This is a genomic window from Caulobacter sp. P4_E5 (assembly GCF_056401555.1).
Map to the genome: position 1 here is coordinate 1 of NZ_JBFUJD010000053.1, position 20,039 is coordinate 20,039.

The 20,039-nt window shown below is 66.3% G+C and carries 14 protein-coding genes and 1 pseudogene; 5 read left to right on the plus strand and 10 right to left on the minus strand.

Annotation, left to right across the window (positions count from 1 at the left end; genetic code table 11):
• The 4 genes from tuf to rpsL all read right to left on the minus strand — a co-directional run.
• Positions 1-1,033: elongation factor Tu (gene tuf / locus AC1DSO_RS16075; protein WP_477069778.1), on the minus strand; the 1,033-nt coding region annotated here is incomplete at its 3' end.
• A 136-nt stretch (positions 1,034-1,169) separates the two neighbouring features.
• Positions 1,170-3,248 (minus strand): elongation factor G, encoded by a 2,079-nt coding sequence (fusA, locus tag AC1DSO_RS16080; RefSeq protein ID WP_477069779.1) that lies wholly within the window; start codon positions 3,246-3,248, stop codon positions 1,170-1,172.
• Positions 3,249-3,364: 116 nt separating this feature from the next.
• The gene (gene rpsG, locus AC1DSO_RS16085) at positions 3,365-3,838 is read right to left on the minus strand and encodes a 30S ribosomal protein S7 (RefSeq protein ID WP_007661568.1); all 474 of its coding nucleotides are present in this window, start codon (positions 3,836-3,838) and stop codon (positions 3,365-3,367) included.
• An 11-nt stretch (positions 3,839-3,849) separates the two neighbouring features.
• Positions 3,850-4,221, minus strand: coding sequence for a 30S ribosomal protein S12 (gene rpsL / locus AC1DSO_RS16090; RefSeq protein WP_004624021.1), 372 nt, complete (start codon positions 4,219-4,221; stop codon positions 3,850-3,852).
• A 23-nt stretch (positions 4,222-4,244) separates the two neighbouring features.
• Between rpsL and AC1DSO_RS16095 the strand changes: the two are divergent.
• Positions 4,245-4,507, plus strand: a pseudogene (locus tag AC1DSO_RS16095) (hypothetical protein).
• A gap of 136 nt (positions 4,508-4,643) precedes the next feature.
• Complete coding sequence (locus AC1DSO_RS16100; protein ID WP_477069780.1) at positions 4,644-5,408, plus strand: hypothetical protein; 765 nt, start codon at positions 4,644-4,646, stop codon at positions 5,406-5,408.
• Between the two features lie 11 nt (positions 5,409-5,419).
• Here AC1DSO_RS16100 and AC1DSO_RS16105 read toward each other — a convergent pair whose 3' ends face one another.
• Entirely contained in the window at positions 5,420-5,884 is a 465-nt protein-coding gene (locus tag AC1DSO_RS16105) for a DUF3237 domain-containing protein (RefSeq protein WP_477069781.1), read from the minus strand.
• A gap of 105 nt (positions 5,885-5,989) precedes the next feature.
• Here AC1DSO_RS16105 and AC1DSO_RS16110 point away from each other — a divergent pair, with 105 nt between their 5' ends.
• Positions 5,990-6,859, plus strand: coding sequence for a LysR substrate-binding domain-containing protein (locus tag AC1DSO_RS16110; protein ID WP_477069782.1), 870 nt, complete (start codon positions 5,990-5,992; stop codon positions 6,857-6,859).
• A gap of 45 nt (positions 6,860-6,904) precedes the next feature.
• Here AC1DSO_RS16110 and AC1DSO_RS16115 read toward each other — a convergent pair whose 3' ends face one another.
• A complete protein-coding gene (locus AC1DSO_RS16115) occupies positions 6,905-8,701 on the minus strand; it encodes a methyl-accepting chemotaxis protein (protein WP_477069783.1) in 1,797 nt (598 codons plus the stop codon).
• 361 nt (positions 8,702-9,062) lie between these two features.
• Complete coding sequence (locus AC1DSO_RS16120; RefSeq protein WP_477069784.1) at positions 9,063-9,188, minus strand: hypothetical protein; 126 nt, start codon at positions 9,186-9,188, stop codon at positions 9,063-9,065.
• 530 nt (positions 9,189-9,718) lie between these two features.
• Here AC1DSO_RS16120 and AC1DSO_RS16125 point away from each other — a divergent pair.
• Both AC1DSO_RS16125 and AC1DSO_RS16130 read left to right on the plus strand, forming a co-directional pair.
• Positions 9,719-9,940, plus strand: coding sequence for a hypothetical protein (locus tag AC1DSO_RS16125; protein WP_477069785.1), 222 nt, complete (start codon positions 9,719-9,721; stop codon positions 9,938-9,940).
• Positions 9,937-10,122 (plus strand): hypothetical protein, encoded by a 186-nt coding sequence (locus tag AC1DSO_RS16130; RefSeq protein ID WP_477069786.1) that lies wholly within the window; start codon positions 9,937-9,939, stop codon positions 10,120-10,122. The genes AC1DSO_RS16125 and AC1DSO_RS16130 overlap by 4 nt, the downstream gene beginning before the upstream one ends.
• A 13-nt stretch (positions 10,123-10,135) precedes the next feature.
• On the opposite strand, the gene AC1DSO_RS16135 is transcribed toward AC1DSO_RS16130, so the two are convergent.
• The 3 genes from AC1DSO_RS16135 to rpoB form a co-directional block, all read right to left on the minus strand.
• Complete coding sequence (locus tag AC1DSO_RS16135) at positions 10,136-10,837, minus strand: glutathione S-transferase (protein ID WP_477069787.1); 702 nt, start codon at positions 10,835-10,837, stop codon at positions 10,136-10,138.
• A gap of 250 nt (positions 10,838-11,087) precedes the next feature.
• Positions 11,088-15,278: a DNA-directed RNA polymerase subunit beta' gene (gene rpoC, locus AC1DSO_RS16140; protein WP_477069788.1), complete on the minus strand. Its 4,191-nt coding sequence runs from the start codon at positions 15,276-15,278 to the stop codon at positions 11,088-11,090.
• Between the two features lie 100 nt (positions 15,279-15,378).
• Complete coding sequence (gene rpoB, locus AC1DSO_RS16145) at positions 15,379-19,449, minus strand: DNA-directed RNA polymerase subunit beta (RefSeq protein ID WP_477069789.1); 4,071 nt, start codon at positions 19,447-19,449, stop codon at positions 15,379-15,381.
• Positions 19,450-20,039 lie beyond the last annotated feature (590 nt).

Sequence of the window (20,039 nt, forward strand, 5' to 3'; positions counted from 1 at the left end):
TGATGATGCCGGTGACATCGGTCGTGCGGAAGTAGAACTGCGGACGGTAGTTGGTGAAGAACGGGGTGTGACGGCCGCCTTCTTCCTTGTTCAGGATGTAGGCTTCGGCCACGAACTTGGTGTGCGGCGTGATCGAACCCGGCTTGCACAGCACTTGGCCGCGCTCGACGTCTTCACGCTTGGTGCCGCGCAGCAGCACGCCCACGTTGTCGCCGGCTTGACCTTGGTCCAGCAGCTTGCGGAACATTTCGACGCCCGTGCAGGTCGTCTTTTGGATCGGACGGATGCCGACGATCTCGACTTCCTCGCCGACCTTGACGATGCCCTTTTCGATACGGCCCGTGACCACGGTGCCGCGACCCGAGATCGAGAACACGTCTTCGACCGGCATCAGGAACGGCARGTCGACCGGACGTTCCGGCTGGGGGATGTAGGCGTCGACCGTGGCCATCAGGGCCAGGATCGACTCTTCACCGATCGCCGGGTTGCCGCCGTCGATCGCCACCTTGGCCGAACCCTTGGTGATCGGGATGTCGTCGCCCGGGAAGTCGTACGACGACAGCAGCTCGCGCACTTCCATYTCGACGAGCTCGAGCAGCTCCTCGTCGTCGACCAGGTCGACCTTGTTCATGTAGACGACCAGSGCCGGCACGCCGACCTGGCGGGCCAGCAGGATGTGCTCGCGGGTCTGCGGCATCGGGCCGTCGGCGGCCGACACGACCAGGATCGCGCCGTCCATCTGGGCCGCGCCGGTGATCATGTTCTTCACATAGTCGGCGTGGCCGGGGCAGTCGACGTGCGCGTAGTGACGGTTGGCCGTCTCGTACTCGACGTGCGCGGTGTTGATCGTGATGCCGCGGGCCTTTTCTTCCGGCGCGGCGTCGATGTCGGCGTAGTTCATCGCCTTGCCACCGCCGGCCTTCGCCAGCGTGATCGTGATCGCGGCCGTCAGCGTCGTCTTGCCATGGTCAACGTGACCAATGGTGCCGATGTTGCAGTGCGGCTTGTTACGTTCGAACTTTTCCTTGGCCATCTTCTTAGCTCCAGGACCCCAGAACCCTACGAAAAACGGGGGGGCCTTTTATTGGTTGAACTTCTGGGGTGGTGTGGAGGGGGCTCGTGAAAGCTCCCTCCTATTCTTCTCGTGTACGCTTTCCCGAGGGAAAAGCTTACGCGTACTTCTTGATCACTTCGTCGGCGACGTGTTGCGGCACCGGCTCGTAGTGATCGTAGACCATGCTGAACTGGGCGCGGCCTTGGGACATGCCCCGCAGCGTGTTCACATAGCCGAACATGTTGGCCAGCGGCACGAAGGCGTTCACCACCGTGGCGTTGCCGCGCATGTCTTGACCTTGGATCATGCCACGACGGCTGTTCAGGTCGCCGATGACCGAGCCCAGGTACTCTTCCGGGGTCACGACCTCGACCTTCATGATCGGCTCGAGCAGCTTCGGAGCGCCCTTTTCGCGCAGCTCCTTGAAGGCGGCGCGCGAGGCGATTTCGAAGGCCAGGACCGACGAGTCGACGTCGTGGTACTTGCCGTCCGTCAGAGTCGCCTTGAAGTCGATCAGCGGGAAGCCGGCCAGCAGGCCGTTGTCCTTGACCGATTCCAGGCCCTTTTGGACGCCCGGGATGTATTCCTTCGGCACGGCGCCGCCGACGATGGCGCTTTCGAACACGAAGCCCGAACCCGGCTCGCCCGGTTCGAAGGTGATCATGACGCGGGCGAACTGGCCCGTACCGCCGGTCTGCTTCTTGTGGGTGTAGTCGATGTCGACCTTCTTACCCAGGCTTTCGCGATAGGCCACCTGCGGCGCGCCGATGTTGGCTTCGACCTTGTAGGTCCGCTTCAGGATGTCGATCTTGATGTCCAGGTGCAGCTCGCCCATGCCCTTCAGGATCGTCTGGCCCGACTCGAAGTCGGTCGAGACGGTGAAGGACGGATCCTCGGCGGCCAGCTTCTGCAGGGCGACGCCCAGCTTTTCCTGGTCGGCCTTCGACTTGGGCTCGACGGCGATCTCGATGACCGGGGCCGGGAACTCCATGCGCTCCAGGATGACCGGCGACTTCAGCGGATCGCACAGGGTGTCACCGGTGCGGGTGTCCTTGAGGCCGGCCAGGGCGACGATGTCGCCGGCGAAGGCTTCCTTGATGTCTTCGCGGTTGTTCGAGTGCATCAGCAGCATGCGGCCGACGCGCTCGCGCTTGTCGCGCGTGGCGTTCAGCAGGCCCATGCCGGTTTCCAGCTTGCCCGAATAGATGCGGCAGAAGGTCAGCGAACCGACGAAGGGGTCGTCCATGATCTTGAACGCCAGAACCGACAGCGGCTCTTCGTCCGAGGCGTGACGCACGATCTCTTCTTCGGTCTTGAAGTCGATGCCCTTGGTCGGCGGGATGTCCAGCGGCGACGGCAGGTAGTCGACGACGGCGTCCAGCAGCGTCTGCACGCCCTTGTTCTTGAAGGCCGAGCCGCAGAGGATCGGATAGAAGGCGCCGGTCAGCACGGCCTTGCGGATGCACTTCTTGATGGTGGCTTCCGAGGGCTCTTCGCCGCCCAGATAGGCTTCCATCGCCTCGTCGTCCATTTCGACGGCGTTCTCGACCAGGTAGGCGCGGGCTTCCACGGCCTTGTCCAGCAGATCGGCGGGGATTTCTTCGTCGCGGAAGTTGGCGCCCAGGGCGTCGTTGTCCCAGACAACGGCCTTCATGCGGACCAGGTCCACGAGGCCCTTCAGGTTGGTTTCCGAGCCGATCGGGAACTGGATCGGCACGGCCTTGGCGCCCAGGCGGTCACGGATCGACTCGACCGACTTGTCGAAGTCGGCGCCGATCTTGTCCATCTTGTTGACGAAGACGATGCGCGGAACCCGGTACTTGTCGGCCTGACGCCAGACGGTTTCGGTCTGCGGCTCGACGCCGGCGTTGCCGTCCAGCACCGTCACGGCGCCGTCGAGCACGCGCAGGCTGCGTTCGACTTCGATGGTGAAGTCGACGTGCCCGGGGGTGTCGATGATGTTGAGGCGCTTTTCACGCCAGTAAGCGGTCGTCGCGGCCGACGTGATCGTGATGCCGCGCTCTTGCTCCTGCTCCATCCAGTCCATCGTGGCGGCGCCGTCGTGGACTTCGCCGATCTTGTGCGACTTACCCGTGTAATACAGGATCCGCTCGGTCGTCGTCGTCTTGCCGGCGTCGATGTGCGCCATGATGCCGAAGTTACGGTAGTCTTCGATTTTATGCTGGCGGGCCATGATCAAGCTCTGCGTGGCTGCCCTGAGCTCGGAGACGAGCGGCAGGGTCATTAAACGTGCGGCGCGGGCGGTTTATCGCAAACCGCCCGCGCCTGAAAGAGTGCTGGTACGAAAGGTTACCAGCGGTAGTGCGAGAACGCCCGGTTGGCTTCGGCCATCTTGTGGGTGTCTTCGCGCTTCTTCACCGCGGTGCCGCGGTTGTTGGAGGCGTCGAGCAGCTCACCAGCCAGCTTTTCCGTCATGGTGTTCTCACCGCGCTTGCGAGCGGCGGTCACCAGCCAACGGATGGCCAGGGCGCGGCGACGGTCCGGACGGACTTCGACCGGCACCTGATAGGTGGCGCCGCCGACGCGGCGCGACCGGACTTCGATCGCCGGAGCGACGTTGTCCAGGGCGGAGTGGAAGGTCTCAAGCGGACCTTGGTCCTTGCGCTTGTTTTCCAGGATGTCGAAAGCACCATAGATGATGTTTTCAGCGACGGCTTTTTTGCCCTCGTACATCACGTAGTTCATGAACTTCGTGACGATCAGATCCCCAAACTTGGGGTCCGGCAGGACTTGGCGTTTCTCGGCGCGACGGCGGCGGGACATTCTTCTTTTCCTTACTTCGGACGCTTGGCGCCGTAGAGCGAACGACGCTGCTTACGATCCTTGACACCTTGGGTGTCGAGGACGCCGCGCAGGATGTGATAACGGACGCCGGGCAAATCCTTGACGCGGCCGCCGCGGATGAGCACCACCGAGTGCTCCTGCAGGTTGTGACCTTCGCCCGGGATGTAGCACACGGCTTCGATGCCGGTGGTCAGACGGACCTTGGCGACCTTACGGAGAGCCGAGTTCGGCTTCTTCGGGGTCGTGGTGTAGACGCGCGTGCAGACGCCGCGACGTTGGGGGCAGCCCTTCAGGGCCGGCACCTTGTTCCGCACCGGCTTCGGAGAGCGCGGCTTACGGATGAGCTGGTTAATGGTAGGCATTAAGTCTCTGCTCTGATGGAAGCGTGTGCCTTTCGGCCGGGGCGCTTCAGGTCCTTGTCTTTGTTGTTCTTGGTTCAAGGCTCCGCTTGGAGACCCGATAAACACGAAACTCGCCGGGGCGCGGGAAGCACACCGGCGGGTTCAGGCTCTCTTGGGCTAAAAGCCCATAAGAACGGTAGCTCATCAGGACGCACGCGAACGCACGCCTCGAAAAAGAGCGCGGTATGTACTCGCGAAGTCGCCCGGCGTCAATCRCCTGTTCCCGCGCCGGTTAACGCGGCCTTAAGGACCCTGGCACGGCCCAGATTTCGCCACCTCGGGCTGTGCAGCCTCGCCCTTGGATGGAGCGGCTTGTATGCGTCGCCAGCCTCGCCATGTGGGAGGGGCGCGAGAGGACGGAAAGACGGGTGACGGCGATCGCCATGCGAAGCACGGACAGGCGGAGACGGGCGACGATTCTCGCCGGCTCGCTGCTGCTGCACGTGGCGGTGCTGGCCTGGCTGGCCCTGCCCCAGCCGCCGCTGCTGGAACACGTCATCCCCGACGACCTGCCGATCGTGACGGTCGACCTGCTGCGTCCCGACCGGGCGGTGGCGCCCAAGCCGCGCGCCGCGCCGGCCTCCGCCGCCGTCGCCCCCTCCCCGGTCCTGCCGTTCCAGGTCCGCCAGCCCGCGCGGCCCGCCCCGGCCGGGGTCCCGACCCTGAACGTGCCCGCCGCCGGCGTCGCCAGGCCGGGGACGGCCATCCGTCCCGCGCCCTTGCCCGGCGAGGGCGCCGGCGACCTGCGCACGGCCTTGCGCGGCAGCGCCACCGGCTGCGTCAGCGCCGACGCCGTCGGCCTCAACCGCCGCGAACGCGAGAAGTGCGACGAACGCTTCGGCGCCGCCAAGGCCAAGGGCGAGCCGCTGTCAGGCATGGACGCCGCCAAGCGCCAGGCGCTGGACGCCCAGGCCGCCGCTCAGGACGCCTACCGCCGCTATCAGGAGGCCCCGATGGGCCCCGGCGTCGACCATCGCAGCCGCGAACATCCCGGCACGATGAAGGAGATCCCCTTCGTCCTCGGCGCCGAACAGGACGGCCTGGGCCGCCCGCGCAAGTCGGTCGTCGATCAGATGCGGCGCGAGAAGGACTCGGCCGATCGGGCGCGGAAGTTCCTGGAGTTGCAGAAGAAGGCGGGGCAACAGTAGGGCCCGCGAGATCAAAGAATCTCATGCACCTCGTAGCGCACGCTTCCGTCGGCGCGCCGCTCGCCAACGCCGATCGCCGCGATCAGATTGAGCCAGTGGTAGGTGGCGGAGGCGGTTTCGAAGAATGGCGCCGTTCGCAGATAGTACTCGGAAGGGGCGACCGTCTCGCCCGCGGCGACCCGCGCCGTCACCTCGGCCGAGCTATGCCCACGACCACGGTAGGTCATGATGATCTGGGCGCCGTCGTCGGTGGTCAGGACCAGGCGGACATCCTGCTCGCGTGAGCCATCCGCGCGGATCAGGAGAAGATCCGATCCCGCGAACGGCGAGATGCGCCCGCGCAGGCGCTCGCCGGCGAACGTTCCACCGGCGACGGGAAACACGCGGCGCTCGCCGACGGGCGTCACGCCCAGTTCCAGCGTGGGGTGCAGCGCGATGTCGAGCGTGAACAGATGTCGAGATTTCAACGGGGTCATGTCGGATCCAGCGAAAGGGAACGGTCAGCCGATCTCGCATGGACCGCCGGACGGGCATAACGCGCGTTCTTTCGGCTTACTTTGAGCTGTGCTTAACTTGCGGCCGTGCAGCGACGATTGCCGCCTCTCGAATCGCTTCGCGTGCTCGAAGCCTGCGTGCGCACTGCCAGCTTCTCGCGGGCGGCTGCCGAGCTGGGTGTCACGCCAAGCGCGGTGAGCCTGCGCATCCGCGACCTCGAGGCTGAACTGGGCGTGGCGCTCTTCCACCGCTCGGGGCCGCGCGTTTCGGCCACCGCCGCGGGACAGACCTTGGCGGCGAGCCTGGGCGAGGCCCTGGCGCTGGTGCGCTCGGCCGTGGAAGCCTGCGTCACCGAGCCTCCCACGCTTCGCCTTAGCGCGCCGCCGACCTTCGCGGCGCGCTGGCTTGCCCCCCGCCTCGCGCGCTACCGCGATTTGCCCGGCGCGATGTCGATCCAACTGGACGTCTCGGCCGAGGTGCGCGCGAGCCATGCGTTCGATCTGGCGATCCGGACGGGTTTGGGCGACTGGCCAGGCCTCGACGCCGTGCGGCTCATGCCGATCGACGCAACGCCCATGCTGAGCCCCGGGCTCTTGGCGGATATGCTCCTCGAACGGCCCGAACACTTGGCGGAACTGCCGTTGCTGCGGCATGCGGATTGGCCTCGGTGGTTCGCCGAGGCGGGCGTCTCGCCGCCGGCGCTCCGGTTTGTGTCGACGGACTATCCGACACAGGAGCTGGATGCCTCGGCCGCGCTCGACGGCGCGGGCGTCGCCTTGCTTTCACCGACCCTTTTCGCGCCGCTCCTAGCCCAGGGCGCGCTCGTGCAGCCCTTCGCCTGCGCCATCGAAGGGCCGGCGTCGCACCATCTTCTGTCGCATCCAGGCGAGGCCCGGGCGGCGGTTTTGGACTTCGTCAAATGGCTGCGAGGGTGTCCGGAACAGGGCGCGACCTGACCGCAGAGAACACCATTCTGACGTCCGCTGTCGGCCCGGACGCCCCTAAGCCGCCCGCCTCACGCCCGCGCTCGTCCCGCCCACCTTGAAGCGTTGGACCAGGTCCGCCAGGCTGCGCACCTCGTCCAGCAGCGCCTGGCTGGAGGCCGCCGAGCGGCTGGCCATGGCCGTGGTGTGCTGGGTGCCCTGATCCATCTGGTTGACGGCGATATTGACCTGGGAGAGGCCCGAGGACTGCTCCTGGGCCGAGGCGGCGATCTCGGTGATCACGGCGCTGATCGCCCCGACCTGGCCGGCGATGCGTTGCAGGGTCTCGCCGGCCGCGCCGACCAGCGACACGCCCGATTCCACCTGACGCGCGGAGTCGCCGATGTGGATCTTGATCTCCTTGGCCGCGTCGGCCGAGCGCTGGGCCAGGGCCCGCACCTCTTGCGCGACCACGGCGAAGCCGCGACCGGCGTCGCCGGCCCGGGCGGCCTCGACGCCGGCATTGAGGGCCAGAAGGTTGGTCTGGAAGGCGATCTCGTCGATGACACCGATGATCTGGGCCACCTGGCGGGACGAGGCCTCGATGCCGCCGATCGCCTCGACGGCCGAGGCGACGACCTCGCGCGAGCGGCCGGCTTCGGCCTGGGCGTCGCCGACGGCGCGGTGGGCTTCCTTGGCGCCCTCGGCCGTCCTGCGGACGGTGGCGGTGATCTGGTCGAGCGCGGCGGCGGTCTCTTCCAGGCTGGCGGCCTGGGCCTCGCTGCGGCGCGACAGGTCGTCGGCGGCCGTGGCGATGCCGCCGGCCCCGGAATTCAGGCCCGACACGGCCGAGACCACGGCGGACATCGCCCCCTCCAGGCGCTCGACGGCCTGGTTGAAGTCGGCGCGCAGGCCTTCGTAGTCGGTGGCGAACGGTTCGGAGAGGCGCACGGTCAGGTCGCCGTCCGACAGCCGGTCCAGGCCCTCGGCCAGGCGGCGGACCACCAGGGCCTGGTCGGCGGCGCGGCGGGCGCTATCGGCCCCGGCCGCATCACGCTCGGCCTCGGAGGTCATGCGTTGGGCGGCGGCCTCGGTAGCGATACGGGTCTTCTCCAGGGCCTCGTCACGGAAGCCGTGCACGGCGTCGGCCATCAGGCCGATGTCGTCGGCCCGGCCGGCGAACGGCAGGGTCACCGAGAGGTCGCCGCCCATCACCCGGCTCATCGCGTCGCGCAGGGTCGCCAGCGGCGCCAGCTGCCGGCGGGTCATCAGCACCGACGCGCCTGCCCCCGCCGCGCCCAGCAGCACGCAGGCCAGCGCCAGCAGCGTCAGCTGGCGATAGACCGGCTGGAAGTAGTCGGCCTGGGGCACGCCCACATAGAGCACGCCGATCACCTGGCCCGAGGCGTCCTTGATCGGATCGTAGGCGACGAAGAACGGCCGGCCCAGGATCTTGGCCTGGCCGCGATAGGGCTCGCCTCGGCCCAGGACGGCGTCATGGACCGGACCCTTGGCCAGGGCCGTGCCGACCGCGCGCGAGCCGTCGGCCTTGGTGACGTTGGTGGTGATCCGGGTGTCGCCTTGGAAGACGGTGGCGGTGCCGCCGACCAGGGCCTTGACCCGATCGACGCCATCGAAGTCGCCGTTCAGCACGTGGTCGCCGACCTTCAGCTTGTCGCCGTCCAACCGGAACGCCTGGCCGCGCTGGCCGATGACGTCCCAGGCCACCCGCATGCTGGACTCTTGCTGCTGCGTCGCCTGGCGACGGGCGAAGTCCAGGGAGCTGTGCGCGACGATCGCCAGGACCGCCAGGGTCAGGACGAGGAAGGCGCAGGCGATGGTCAGGCTGACCTTGGTCGAGATGCTGGCGCGCATGGAGCCCTTTCGGGACCGGATTGGGGGAAAGTTCCAATCCTCCATGACGCGGATGGTTTAAAGCCCTGGTGAATAACGCCGTTCAAACAACGCCATAGTCACGCTTGCGACGTTAGGCCGCGGAATTCATTCCCAACGCGCTCTGGAGCCCAGCGACATTCACTGTTCGTTGAATTTACCCGCCTTCCTAGGCCTTGTGCCCAGGACCCAGGGTTCAAATCCAACGGCATTGAGGCTGAGTTCACGGGTCTTTCGGCCGCGCGAACCCAAAGAGTCCACACCGGCCTCGAACATGGGTCCTGGGCACGGGGCCCAGGAAGGCAGTGGATTTGTCCCTGCCCCAGATGGATGTCGATCGGCTCTAGGTCTTGGTGCCGCGCAGGGCGTCCGGATCGATGGGGCGAGGCTTGGTGGGCTGGCCGCCGGTCGAGCGGGGATCATTGAAGCCCTTGGGGCCGGAGGGGCGAGTGCCTGGATAGGTCTTCATGGGATGGCCTTTCGTCGGACGCGCCATTCCGCGGCGCTCGGTCGGTTGGCGGGCGCGGCGGCTATTTCTTGCGCGGCGCCAGGGTCTGCGACAGCGCCGTGGGCGCGGCGGCGGCGATCACCTTGGGCTTGGCCGCCTTGGGCTTGCGAGTCTCGCGATTGCCTTTGGACATGAACGTTCCTTTCAAAGACGGCGACGGCCATGGCCGTCGYGATGCGGGCCAAGCCGAGGACCGATGGATTTCAGGAAGGGGCGGGGCGCGCCTGAGCGTCCCGGTTCCGGGACTTCTAGGACCTTCCGCGAAGGGGCGGATCGATCCGATGGCGCGACTGAGCGCCTCGAAGAAAACCTTAGCACGGAAGCCTCGCGAGCCGGCGAAATGATTGCGATGCGGGGCATCTATCGGCGTTCGAGCGCGCTATCATGACCGCGCCACGGATCGCCCCGCGCCATGCGGGATCGTTGGCCTGAAAGGACGTCATGTCCGCCCCCAGTATCTCGACCGGCCTCCTAGCGCGTCCGGCCCGTCGATGACGGCCTGGAGCGCTTTGCTGGCGGCCGTCGGCGTTCGCCAGGTCTCGATGCGTGCGGTCCGCGCCGAGGCCTTCTTCCTCGGCAATCGCCACAAGGGCCAGATCGTCGAAGGCGCGCGCAAGGAGTTGCGCGCGCCCGGCATCGATCCCGACCGCGCGGCGCTGCTTCGCGCGGTCATCCGCACGGCGCCGGCCCATGTTGAAGGGCCACCGTCATGACCGACGAAGAAGCCCAGGCCATGCGCCGCGAGAACGACTATCTCAAGACCCGGAACGCCCAGCTGCAGAGCGACGTCACCAGCCTCGGTGGTCAGGTCCTGCGGATGCAGCAGGAGCTGGAACGCCTGAGCGGCCGCCACACCGGACGCGTGTCCGACCCGCTGTCGGGCGGCCAATCCTGAGACTGGCGACGGCTTAGGCCTCCAGCACCGCCCGCAGTGAGGCCTCGATCTGGCCGCCGCAATAGGCGTCGCCATAGTCCTCCCGCGCCCGGGCGGCCAGTTGGGCTAGCGGCGGCAGGGCCGAGACCCGCCGCGTCAGGGCCGCCGTCATCGGCGCGGCGGTCTCCAGGATCGCCGCGATCGGCGGGAAGCGGTCAGCCATGGTCGACCACAGGGTGGCGGTCACCACATCGGCGACACCCGCCGCCGCGCCGCCCAGCAGGAAGCCGGCCTCGGCTGTCAGGCCATGGCGCCGCCCGGTCTCTTCCCAGAACGACATCCACTTCTCCAGGCGCGGGACGAAGTCGCGCCAGCGCTCCTGCGTCCACATCTGGCGGCCGCCATCCAGGGTGAGCTCGTCGATCACGTCGTTGGCGTCGTTGACGACCTTCAGGGTCAGGGCGCGCAGGGCGGGCGTGGCCGGCAGCAGATCCAGGGTCTCGCCCAGATAGAGGACAATGGCCGGCATTTCGGCGATGGCGAAGCCGGTCTCGCGGTCGACCAGCAAGGGCGGCCCCATGAACGGGACGGGCATGTCCCGGACCGGCCCGCCCATCAGTTTCGAGATCGCCGCGTCGCCGCCCTCGGTCCAGCGCTTGCCGGCATGGGCCAGGACGGCGCGCACGAACTGGCCGCGAAACGGCACGGACCAGTAGTAGAGCGTGTAGTCGGACATGGGCGGGGCTCCCGGCGATGACATCCCTCGACAACGCCTTCCGGCCGCCGGTGTTCAGCTCCCTTCTCCCCTTGCGGGAGAAGGTGTCGCCAGAGGCGACGGATGAGGGGTTGAAAGGCCTGTCCGGACAGAGGAGCGCGGCCCCTCACCCGACCCGCTTCGCGGGCCACCCTCTCCCGCAAGGGGAGAGGAAAAACAAAAAGGCCCGGGATCGCTCCCGGGCCTTTCCGTCTGTTCTAAGCCGTGAAGCTTATTCGCTATCGGCGAGCGCGATCTCGGCCGGCAGCGGCTCCATCGCTTCTTCGCGCTGCTGGGCCAGCTGCTCGTCGCGCTTGGCGGCGACGCGCTGCAGGCTGCGCAGGTAGGAACCCGTACCGGCGGGGATCAGGCGACCCACGATGACGTTTTCCTTCAGGCCTTCCAGGGTGTCGGTCTTGCCGTGCACCGAGGCTTCGGTCAGGACGCGCGTCGTCTCTTGGAACGAGGCGGCCGAGATGAAGCTCTTGGTCTGCAGCGAGGCCTTCGTGATGCCCAGCAGCACCGGCTGGGTCACAGCCGGACGACCGCCGCGAGCGACCGCCTTGTCCTGTTCCTTTTCGAACTCCGGCTTGTCCAGGTGGTCACCCTTGATCAGGCCGGTGTCGCCGGGCTCGAGGATCTCGACCTTCTGCAGCATCTGACGAACGATCGTCTCGATGTGCTTGTCGTTGATCGGCACGCCCTGCAGTCGATAGACCTCCTGGATCTCGTCGACGAGGAAGTTCGCCAGGGCTTCGACGCCCAGGATGCGCAGGATGTCGTGCGGATCCGGGTTGCCGTCGATGATGTATTCGCCCTTGGAGATGTAGTCCCCGTCGTGGACGGCGATGTGCTTGCCCTTGGGGATCAGGAACTCGACGGCCTCGGCTTGGTTGCCATCGGCGTCGACGTCCGGCGTGATTTTGATCCGGCGCTTGTTCTTGTAATCCTTGCCGAATTCGACACGGCCGTCCATTTCCGCGATGACCGCGCAGTCCTTGGGACGGCGGGCTTCGAAGAGTTCGGCGACGCGCGGCAGACCACCGGTGATGTCCCGGGTCTTGGCGCCTTCGGTCGGGATCCGCGCGATCACTTCACCCGGCTTGACCTCTTCGCCGTCGGCGACCGAGAGAATGGCCCCGGCCGACAGGAGGTACCGCGCCTCGCCGCCGTTCGACAGGCGCTTGTACGAGCCGTCTTCCGACAGCACGCCCATGGCCGGACGCAGGTCCGAACCGCGGGCCGACGTACGCCAGTCGGCGATGACGCGCTGGGCGATGCCGGTCGCTTCGTCGACTTCCTCGCGGACGGACAGGCCCTCGACCAGGTCTTCGGCGCGGACCTTGCCGGCCACTTCGGTGATGATCGGGGTGGTGTAGGGGTCCCAATCGCCGAGGCGTTGGCCGCGCTTGACCAGGTCGCCGTCCTTGACCCGCAGGCGGGCGCCGTACGGCGGCTTGTAGGTTTCGCGCTCCTTGCCGTCGACCAGCACGCTGACCGAGGTGTTGCGGCTCATGATGACCAGCGCGCCGTCGGCGCCGATGACGGTCGGGCCGATGACCCGGACCGTGCCTTCGTTGCTGGCCTCGAAGAACGACTGCTCGGCCACCTGGGCGGTGCCGCCGATGTGGAACGTCCGCATCGTCAGCTGGGTGCCGGGCTCACCGATCGACTGGGCGGCGATGACGCCGACCGCTTCGCCGATGTTGACCGGGGTGCCACGCGCCAGGTCGCGGCCATAGCAGGCGCCGCAGACGCCGACCTTGGCTTCGCAGGTCAGGACCGAACGGACCTTCACCGACTGGACCACGGCCGCCTCGATGGTGTCGGCGATGTTCTCGTCGATATAGGTGTCGGCCGGAACGACCAGCTCGCCGGTGCTCGGATCCTTGACGTCCTCGGCCGTGAAGCGGCCCAGCACGCGGGTGCCCAGCGAGACCAGCACGTCGCCGCCCTCGACGACGGCGCGCAGGGTGATGCCCCGCGTGGTGCCGCAATCTTCCTCGACGATGATGCAGTCCTGCGCGACGTCGACCAGACGACGGGTCAGGTAGCCCGAGTTGGCCGTCTTCAGCGCGGTGTCGGCCAGGCCCTTACGAGCGCCGTGGGTGGAGTTGAAGTACTCCTGAACGGTCAGGCCTTCCTTGAAGTTCGAGACGATCGGGGTCTCGATGATCTCGCCGGAGGGCTTGGCCATCAGGCCGCGCATGCCGCCCAGCTGCTTCATCTGGGCTTGCGAACCCCGGGCGCCGGAGTGGGCCATCATGTAGATGGCGTTGATTTCCTTTTCGCGACCGTTCTCGTCGCGATGCTTCATCTGAAGCTCGGCCATCATCTCGTCGGCGACGCGGTCAGTGGCCTTGGCCCACGCGTCAACGACCTTGTTGTACTTCTCGCCCTTGGTGATCAGGCCGTCGGCGTACTGTTGCTCGTACTCCTCGGCCAGCTTGCGGGTCTCTTCCACGATCGCGGTCTTGCGGACCGGGATGATGATGTCGTCCTTGCCGAACGAGATGCCCGCCTTGGCGGCTTCCTTGAAGCCCAGGCCCATGACCTGGTCGGCGAAGATGACCGTCGCCTTCTGACCGCAGTGGCGGTAGACGATGTCGATCAGGTTGCCGATTTCCTTCTTGGTCAGCGCCTTCTCGATCAGCCGGTGGCCGATCTGCGGGTGACGCGGCAGCAGGGCGGCGATCTTCATCCGGCCCGGCGTGGTGTCGATCACGCGGCGACGCGCCACGCCATCGGCGTCCACTTCCGTGAAGCGCGACTTGATCCGGGCGTGCAGCGACACGACGCCGGCGTCCATGGCGGCTTCGATCTCGCCGAGGTCGGCGAAGATCTTGCCCTCGCCCGGCTCACCGTCGCGAGCGACCGACAGGTAGTACAGGCCCAGGACGATGTCCTGCGACGGCACGATGATCGGGCGACCGTTGGCGGGCGACAGGATGTTGTTGGTCGACATCATCAGGACGCGCGCTTCCAGCTGAGCTTCCAGGCTCAGCGGGACGTGCACGGCCATCTGGTCGCCGTCGAAGTCGGCGTTGAACGCGGCGCAGACCAGCGGGTGCAGCTGGATGGCCTTGCCCTCGATCAGCTTCGGTTCGAACGCCTGGATGCCCAGACGGTGAAGCGTCGGGGCGCGGTTCAGCAGCACCGGGTGCTCGCGGATCACCTCTTCGAGGATGTCCCACACCTGCGGCTGTTCGCGCTCGACCATGCGCTTGGACTGCTTGACGGTGCCCGACAGGCCCTTGGCGTCCAGGCGCGCATAGATGAACGGCTTGAACAGCTCGAGCGCCATCTTCTTGGGCAGGCCGCACTCGTGCAGCTTCAGCTCGGGACCGACCACGATGACCGAACGGCCCGAATAGTCGACGCGCTTGCCCAGCAGGTTCTGGCGGAAGCGGCCTTGCTTGCCCTTCAGCATGTCGGCCAGCGACTTCAGCGGACGCTTGTTGGCGCCGGTGATGACGCGACCGCGACGGCCGTTGTCGAACAGGGCGTCGACCGACTCCTGCAGCATCCGCTTTTCGTTGCGGATGATGATGTCGGGGGCGCGCAGCTCGATCAGGCGCTTCAGGCGGTTGTTACGGTTGATGACCCGGCGATACAGGTCGTTCAGGTCCGAGGTCGCGAAGCGGCCGCCGTCCAGCGGCACCAGCGGACGCAGTTCCGGCGGGATGACCGGGACGACCGTCAGCACCATCCACTCCGGACGGTTGCCCGACTCCTGGAAGGCTTCCAGGATCTTCAGGCGCTTCGAAAACTTCTTCTGCTTCATGTCCGACGGGTTGCCCGCCAGCTCTTCGCGCAGCTTCTCGGCCTCTTTCTCGAGGTCGATCGCCTTGAGCAGGTTCTGGACCGCCTCGGCGCCGATCTCGGCGGTGAAGCTGTCGTCGCCGTACTCTTCCTGGGCGCGCATGTAGTCGTCCTCGCTGAGCAGCTGGTGCTGCTTCAGCGGGGTCAGGCCCGGCTCGGTGATGATGTAGTATTCGAAGTACAGGACCCGTTCGATGTCCTTCAGCGGCATGTCGAGCATCATGGCGATACGCGACGGCAGCGACTTCAGGAACCAGATGTGGGCGACCGGCGAGGCCAGCTCGATGTGGCCCATGCGCTCGCGACGGACGCGGGCCAGGGTGACTTCGACACCGCACTTCTCGCAGATGATGCCCTTGTACTTCATGCGCTTGTACTTGCCGCACAGGCATTCGTAGTCCTTGGTCGGGCCAAAGATACGGGCGCAGAACAGGCCGTCACGCTCGGGCTTGAACGTGCGGTAGTTGATGGTCTCGGGCTTCTTGATCTCACCGAACGACCACGAGCGGATCTTTTCCGGCGAGGCCAGCGAGATACGGATCTGGTCGAAGGTCGGAGCGGCCTGGACCGGATTGAAGATGTTCAGGACTTCCTGGTTCATCTTGATTCCTTCTGCGGGGACTTCCCGCGAAAATTCAAAGTCGGAGAGGGCTGACGGGAGGCCCCTCCTCCGCCGTTCAGGCGAAGGAGGGAGATCCGGATCAGCTGTTCTCCAGCTCGACGTTCAGGCCGAGCGAGCGCATTTCCTTGACCAGCACGTTGAAGCTTTCCGGGATACCGGCTTCGAACGTGTCGTCGCCGCGGACGATCGACTCGTAGACCTTGGTCCGGCCGGCCACGTCATCGGACTTCACCGTCAGCATTTCCTGCAGGGTGTAGGCCGCGCCGTAGGCTTCCAGAGCCCACACTTCCATTTCCCCGAAGCGCTGACCGCCGAACTGGGCCTTACCACCCAGCGGCTGTTGCGTGACCAGCGAGTACGGGCCGATCGAACGGGCGTGGATCTTGTCGTCGACCAGGTGGTGCAGCTTCAGCATGTAGATGTAGCCGACCGTGACCGGACGCTTGAACTGCTCGCCGGTCAGGCCGTCGAACAGGATCGACTGACCCGACTTGTTGACGCCGGCCATTTCGAGGTGACCCTCGATGTCGTCCATGCGCGCGCCGTCGAACACCGGCGTGGCGATCGGAACGCCCTTGCCGAGGTTACGAGCCAGTTCGACCAGACCCTCTTCGGTGTCCGGCAGTTCTTCGTCCGGGCCGTAGATGTCGCGCAGGCGCGTCACCAGGGCGTCCTTCTGGCCACCGTGCTGCCAGTCTTCCAGCAGGTTGGTGATCTGCTTGCCGAGGTTGGCGCAGGCCCAGCCGAGGTGGGTCTCGAAGATCTGACCGACGTTCATGCGCGAGGGCACGCCCAGCGGGTTCAGAACGACGTCGACGTGCGTCCCGTCGGCGAGGAACGGCATGTCCTCGATCGGCAGGATGCGCGAGATGACGCCCTTGTTGCCGTGACGGCCGGCCATCTTGTCGCCCGGCTGCAGCTTGCGCTTCACGGCCACGAAGACCTTGACCATCTTCATGACGCCCGGAGGCAGTTCGTCGCCGCGTTGCAGCTTGTCGACCTTGTCTTCGAAACGACGGTCGAGGCGCTTGCGGTTCTCGTCGAACAGGCGGCGCAGCGACTCGAGTTCGCCCATCGCCTTTTCGTCTTCCAGGGCGATCTGCCACCACATGCCCGAGGCGACCTGCGACAGGCCCTCGACGGTGATCTCGCCGCGCGACAGGCCCTTGGGGCCCGACAGCGCGACCTTGCCGATCAGCAGTTCCTTCAGACGGCCCGAGATGTTGCGGTTCAGGATCGCGAACTCGTCGTCGCGGTCCTTGCCCAGACGGTCGATCTCGGCGCGTTCGATGGCCAGGGCGCGTTCGTCCTTGTCGACGCCGTGACGGTTGAACACGCGCACGTCGACGATCGTGCCGGCGACGCCCGGGGGCAGGCGCAGGCTGGTGTCGCGGACGTCCGAGGCCTTTTCACCGAAGATGGCGCGCAGCAGCTTTTCTTCCGGCGTCATCGGGCTTTCGCCCTTCGGCGTGACCTTGCCGACCAGGATGTCGCCCGGCTGGACCTCGGCGCCGATCGCCACGATGCCGGCTTCGTCGAGGTTGCGCAGGGCTTCCTCGCCGACGTTCGGGATGTCGCGGGTGATTTCTTCCGGGCCGAGCTTCGTGTCGCGGGCCATGACTTCGAATTCCTCGATGTGGATCGAGGTGAAGACGTCGTCGCGGACGATGCGTTCGGAGATCAGGATCGAGTCTTCGAAGTTGTAGCCATTCCAGGGCATGAACGCGACGAGCGCGTTGCGGCCCAGGGCCAGTTCGCCCAGCTCGGTCGACGGGCCGTCGGCGATGATGTCGCCGGCGACGATCCGGTCGCCCACCTTCACCAGCGGGCGCTGGTTGATGCAGGTCGACTGGTTCGAGCGCTGGAACTTCGCCATCCGGTAGATGTCGACGCCCGAACGGGCGGCGTCGGTTTCTTCGGTGGCGCGGATGACGATCCGGGTGCCGTCGATCTGCTCGACGACGCCGGTGCGCTTGGCGATCACGACCGCGCCCGAGTCGCGGGCGACGACGGCTTCCATGCCGGTGCCGACCAGCGGCGCGTCGGACTGCACCAGCGGCACGGCCTGACGTTGCATGTTCGAGCCCATGAGGGCGCGGTTGGCGTCATCGTTTTCGAGGAACGGGATCAGGGCGGCGGCCACCGACACGACTTGGCGCGGCGACACGTCCATCAGGTCGACCATCTCCTTTTGCAGGAGGGTCGGCTCGCCATTGATACGGCCCGGGACCAGGTCGTCGACGATCTCGCCGTTCAACACCGCGATGTTGGACTGGGCGATGACGTGCTTGGATTCCTCCATCGCCGACATGTAGACGACTTCGTCCTGCGGCTTGCCGTCCTTCACGCGACGGTACGGGCTCTCGATGAAGCCGTACTTGTTGACGCGAGCATGGGTGGCCAGCGAGTTGATCAGGCCGATGTTCGGGCCTTCCGGCGTTTCGATCGGGCAGATCCGGCCGTAGTGGGTCGGGTGAACGTCGCGGACTTCGAAGCCGGCGCGCTCGCGGGTCAGACCGCCCGGGCCGAGGGCCGAGAGACGACGCTTGTGGGTGATTTCCGACAGCGGGTTCGTTTGGTCCATGAACTGCGACAGCTGCGAGGAGCCGAAGAATTCACGGACGGCGGCCGCGGCCGGCTTGGCGTTGATCAGGTCGTGCGGCATGACCGTGTCGATATCGACCGAGCTCATGCGTTCCTTGATCGCGCGTTCCATGCGCAGCAGGCCGACGCGGTACTGATTTTCCAGCAGTTCGCCCACCGAGCGGACGCGACGGTTGCCCAGGTTGTCGATGTCGTCGATTTCGCCGCGACCGTCGCGCAGGCCCACCAGGACCTTCAGCACGGCCAGGACGTCGTCCTTGCGCAGGATGCGGACTTCGTCCGACACCTCTTGCTCGAGACGCATGTTCATCTTCACGCGGCCCACCGACGACAGGTCGTAGCGCTCGGCGTCGAAGAACAGCGACTTGAACATCGCCTCGGCGGCTTCCACCGTCGGCGGCTCGCCCGGACGCATGACGCGATAGATGTCGAACAGCGCGTCCTCGCGGACGGCGTTCTTGTCCACGCGCAGGGTGTTGCGCATGTAGGCGCCGACCGTGACGTGGTCGATGTCCAGCACGTCGATGGTGCTGAAGCCTTGGTCGGCCAGGGCCTGAATCGCCGGAACGTCCAGCTCGTCGCCGGCTTCCGAATAGATCTCGCCGGTCTGGAAGTTGACGGCGTCGCGGGCCAGGTAGCGGCCAGTCAGGGCCTCGGGGGCCAGCAGCAGGGTCTTCAGACCCGCGTCGGCGAACTTCTTGGCCTGGCGAGCGGTGATCTTGGTGCCGGCCGGAGCGATTTCCTCACCGGTGTCGGCGTCGACCAGCGGGAACTCCGGCTTCACGCCGCGCCAGCGCTCGGGCTTGTACGGGGTGGCCCAGCCGCCTTCGCGCTTCTCGAACGGGACGACGTCGTAGAACGTGGTCAGGATCTCTTCGCCGTCCATGCCCAGGGCATAGAGGAAGGTCGTGGCCGGCAGCTTGCGGCGACGGTCGATGCGGACGTAGACGATGTCCTTGGCGTCGAACTCGAAGTCCAGCCACGAGCCGCGGTACGGGATCACACGGGCGGCGAACAGCAGCTTGCCCGAGGCGTGGGTCTTGCCCTTGTCGTGGTCGAAGAACACGCCCGGCGAGCGGTGCATCTGCGAGACGATGACGCGCTCGGTGCCGTTGACGATGAAGGTGCCCTTGTCCGTCATGAGCGGGATGTCGCCCATGTAGACGTCCTGCTCCTTGATGTCCTTGACCGAGCGGGCGCCGGTTTCTTCTTCCGTCTCGAACACGATCAGGCGCAGCTTGACCTTCAGCGGCGCCGCGAAGGTCATGTCGCGCTGGATGCATTCCTCGACGTCGTACTTGGGTTCTTCGAATTCGTACGAGACGTATTCGAGCACCGCGCGTTCATTGAAGTCCTTGATCGGGAACACCGACTTGAAGACCGCCTCGACGCCCTCGTCGCGGCGCTGGCCCGGACGGACCTCGCGCTGCAGGAACTGTTCGTAGGAAGAGCGCTGAACCTCGATCAGGTTCGGCATCTGCACAGCTTCGGGGATGCGGCCGAACGACTTCCGGATCCGCTTCTTACCGGTGAAGGATTGCGCCATGTTTTTTCCCTGGGCGCGGATAGAGTCCGCGCGTGAATTCGGTTGTCCTTAGCGTCCACCCTCGCTGCTCTCCCAATTGGAGAGCCGCGGACGCTGGAATTCCCCTGTTAGGCGACCGGGACCGGAAGCCTGACGGGCGCCCCTTCGCGCGGATCGGAGGGCGGCTGATCGCGCCTCGGGGCGTATACGGACGTGCGCAGGCACTCCGCCGAATGTCTTCGTGAACGCGGGGATATAGGGGAACCCGGCGCGTAAGGAAAGGGGAATTCGTAAGAGAGGGTAAATACCGCGCTTTCCCTCTCTCATAGAGAGAGGGAGGGGCCCGCCGCGCAGCGGTGGGAGGGTGAGAGGTTACAGCCTCGCGGAATAACCCTCTTTCTCCCGATCTCCCCGGCGAAAGCCGGGGCCCAGATCGAGCCCACCGTCGCTTGAGTTCTTGGCTGGCATTCGAGCGCGAACATCCAAGCCGCTCAGGCTGGATCTGGACCCCGGCCTTCGCCAGGGAGGTCGGAGCTGAGGGACCCTGGGATTTTCCGGCCGGCGGTGAAACCTCTCACCCTCCCACGCCTGCGGCGCGGGCCCCTCCCTCT

Coding starts and splice junctions, on each gene's coding strand:
- AC1DSO_RS16125 (WP_477069785.1), top strand. CDS start 9,719: ATGACGGCCTGGAGCGCTTTGCTGGCGGCCGTCGGCGTTCGCCAGGTC.
- rpoC (WP_477069788.1), bottom strand. CDS start 15,278: ATGAACCAGGAAGTCCTGAACATCTTCAATCCGGTCCAGGCCGCTCCG.
- rpoB (WP_477069789.1), bottom strand. CDS start 19,449: ATGGCGCAATCCTTCACCGGTAAGAAGCGGATCCGGAAGTCGTTCGGC.
- rpsL (WP_004624021.1), bottom strand. CDS start 4,221: ATGCCTACCATTAACCAGCTCATCCGTAAGCCGCGCTCTCCGAAGCCG.
- AC1DSO_RS16105 (WP_477069781.1), bottom strand. CDS start 5,884: ATGACCCCGTTGAAATCTCGACATCTGTTCACGCTCGACATCGCGCTG.
- AC1DSO_RS16115 (WP_477069783.1), bottom strand. CDS start 8,701: ATGCGCGCCAGCATCTCGACCAAGGTCAGCCTGACCATCGCCTGCGCC.
- rpsG (WP_007661568.1), bottom strand. CDS start 3,838: ATGTCCCGCCGCCGTCGCGCCGAGAAACGCCAAGTCCTGCCGGACCCC.
- AC1DSO_RS16100 (WP_477069780.1), top strand. CDS start 4,644: ATGCGAAGCACGGACAGGCGGAGACGGGCGACGATTCTCGCCGGCTCG.
- AC1DSO_RS16130 (WP_477069786.1), top strand. CDS start 9,937: ATGACCGACGAAGAAGCCCAGGCCATGCGCCGCGAGAACGACTATCTC.
- fusA (WP_477069779.1), bottom strand. CDS start 3,248: ATGGCCCGCCAGCATAAAATCGAAGACTACCGTAACTTCGGCATCATG.
- AC1DSO_RS16135 (WP_477069787.1), bottom strand. CDS start 10,837: ATGTCCGACTACACGCTCTACTACTGGTCCGTGCCGTTTCGCGGCCAG.
- AC1DSO_RS16120 (WP_477069784.1), bottom strand. CDS start 9,188: ATGAAGACCTATCCAGGCACTCGCCCCTCCGGCCCCAAGGGCTTCAAT.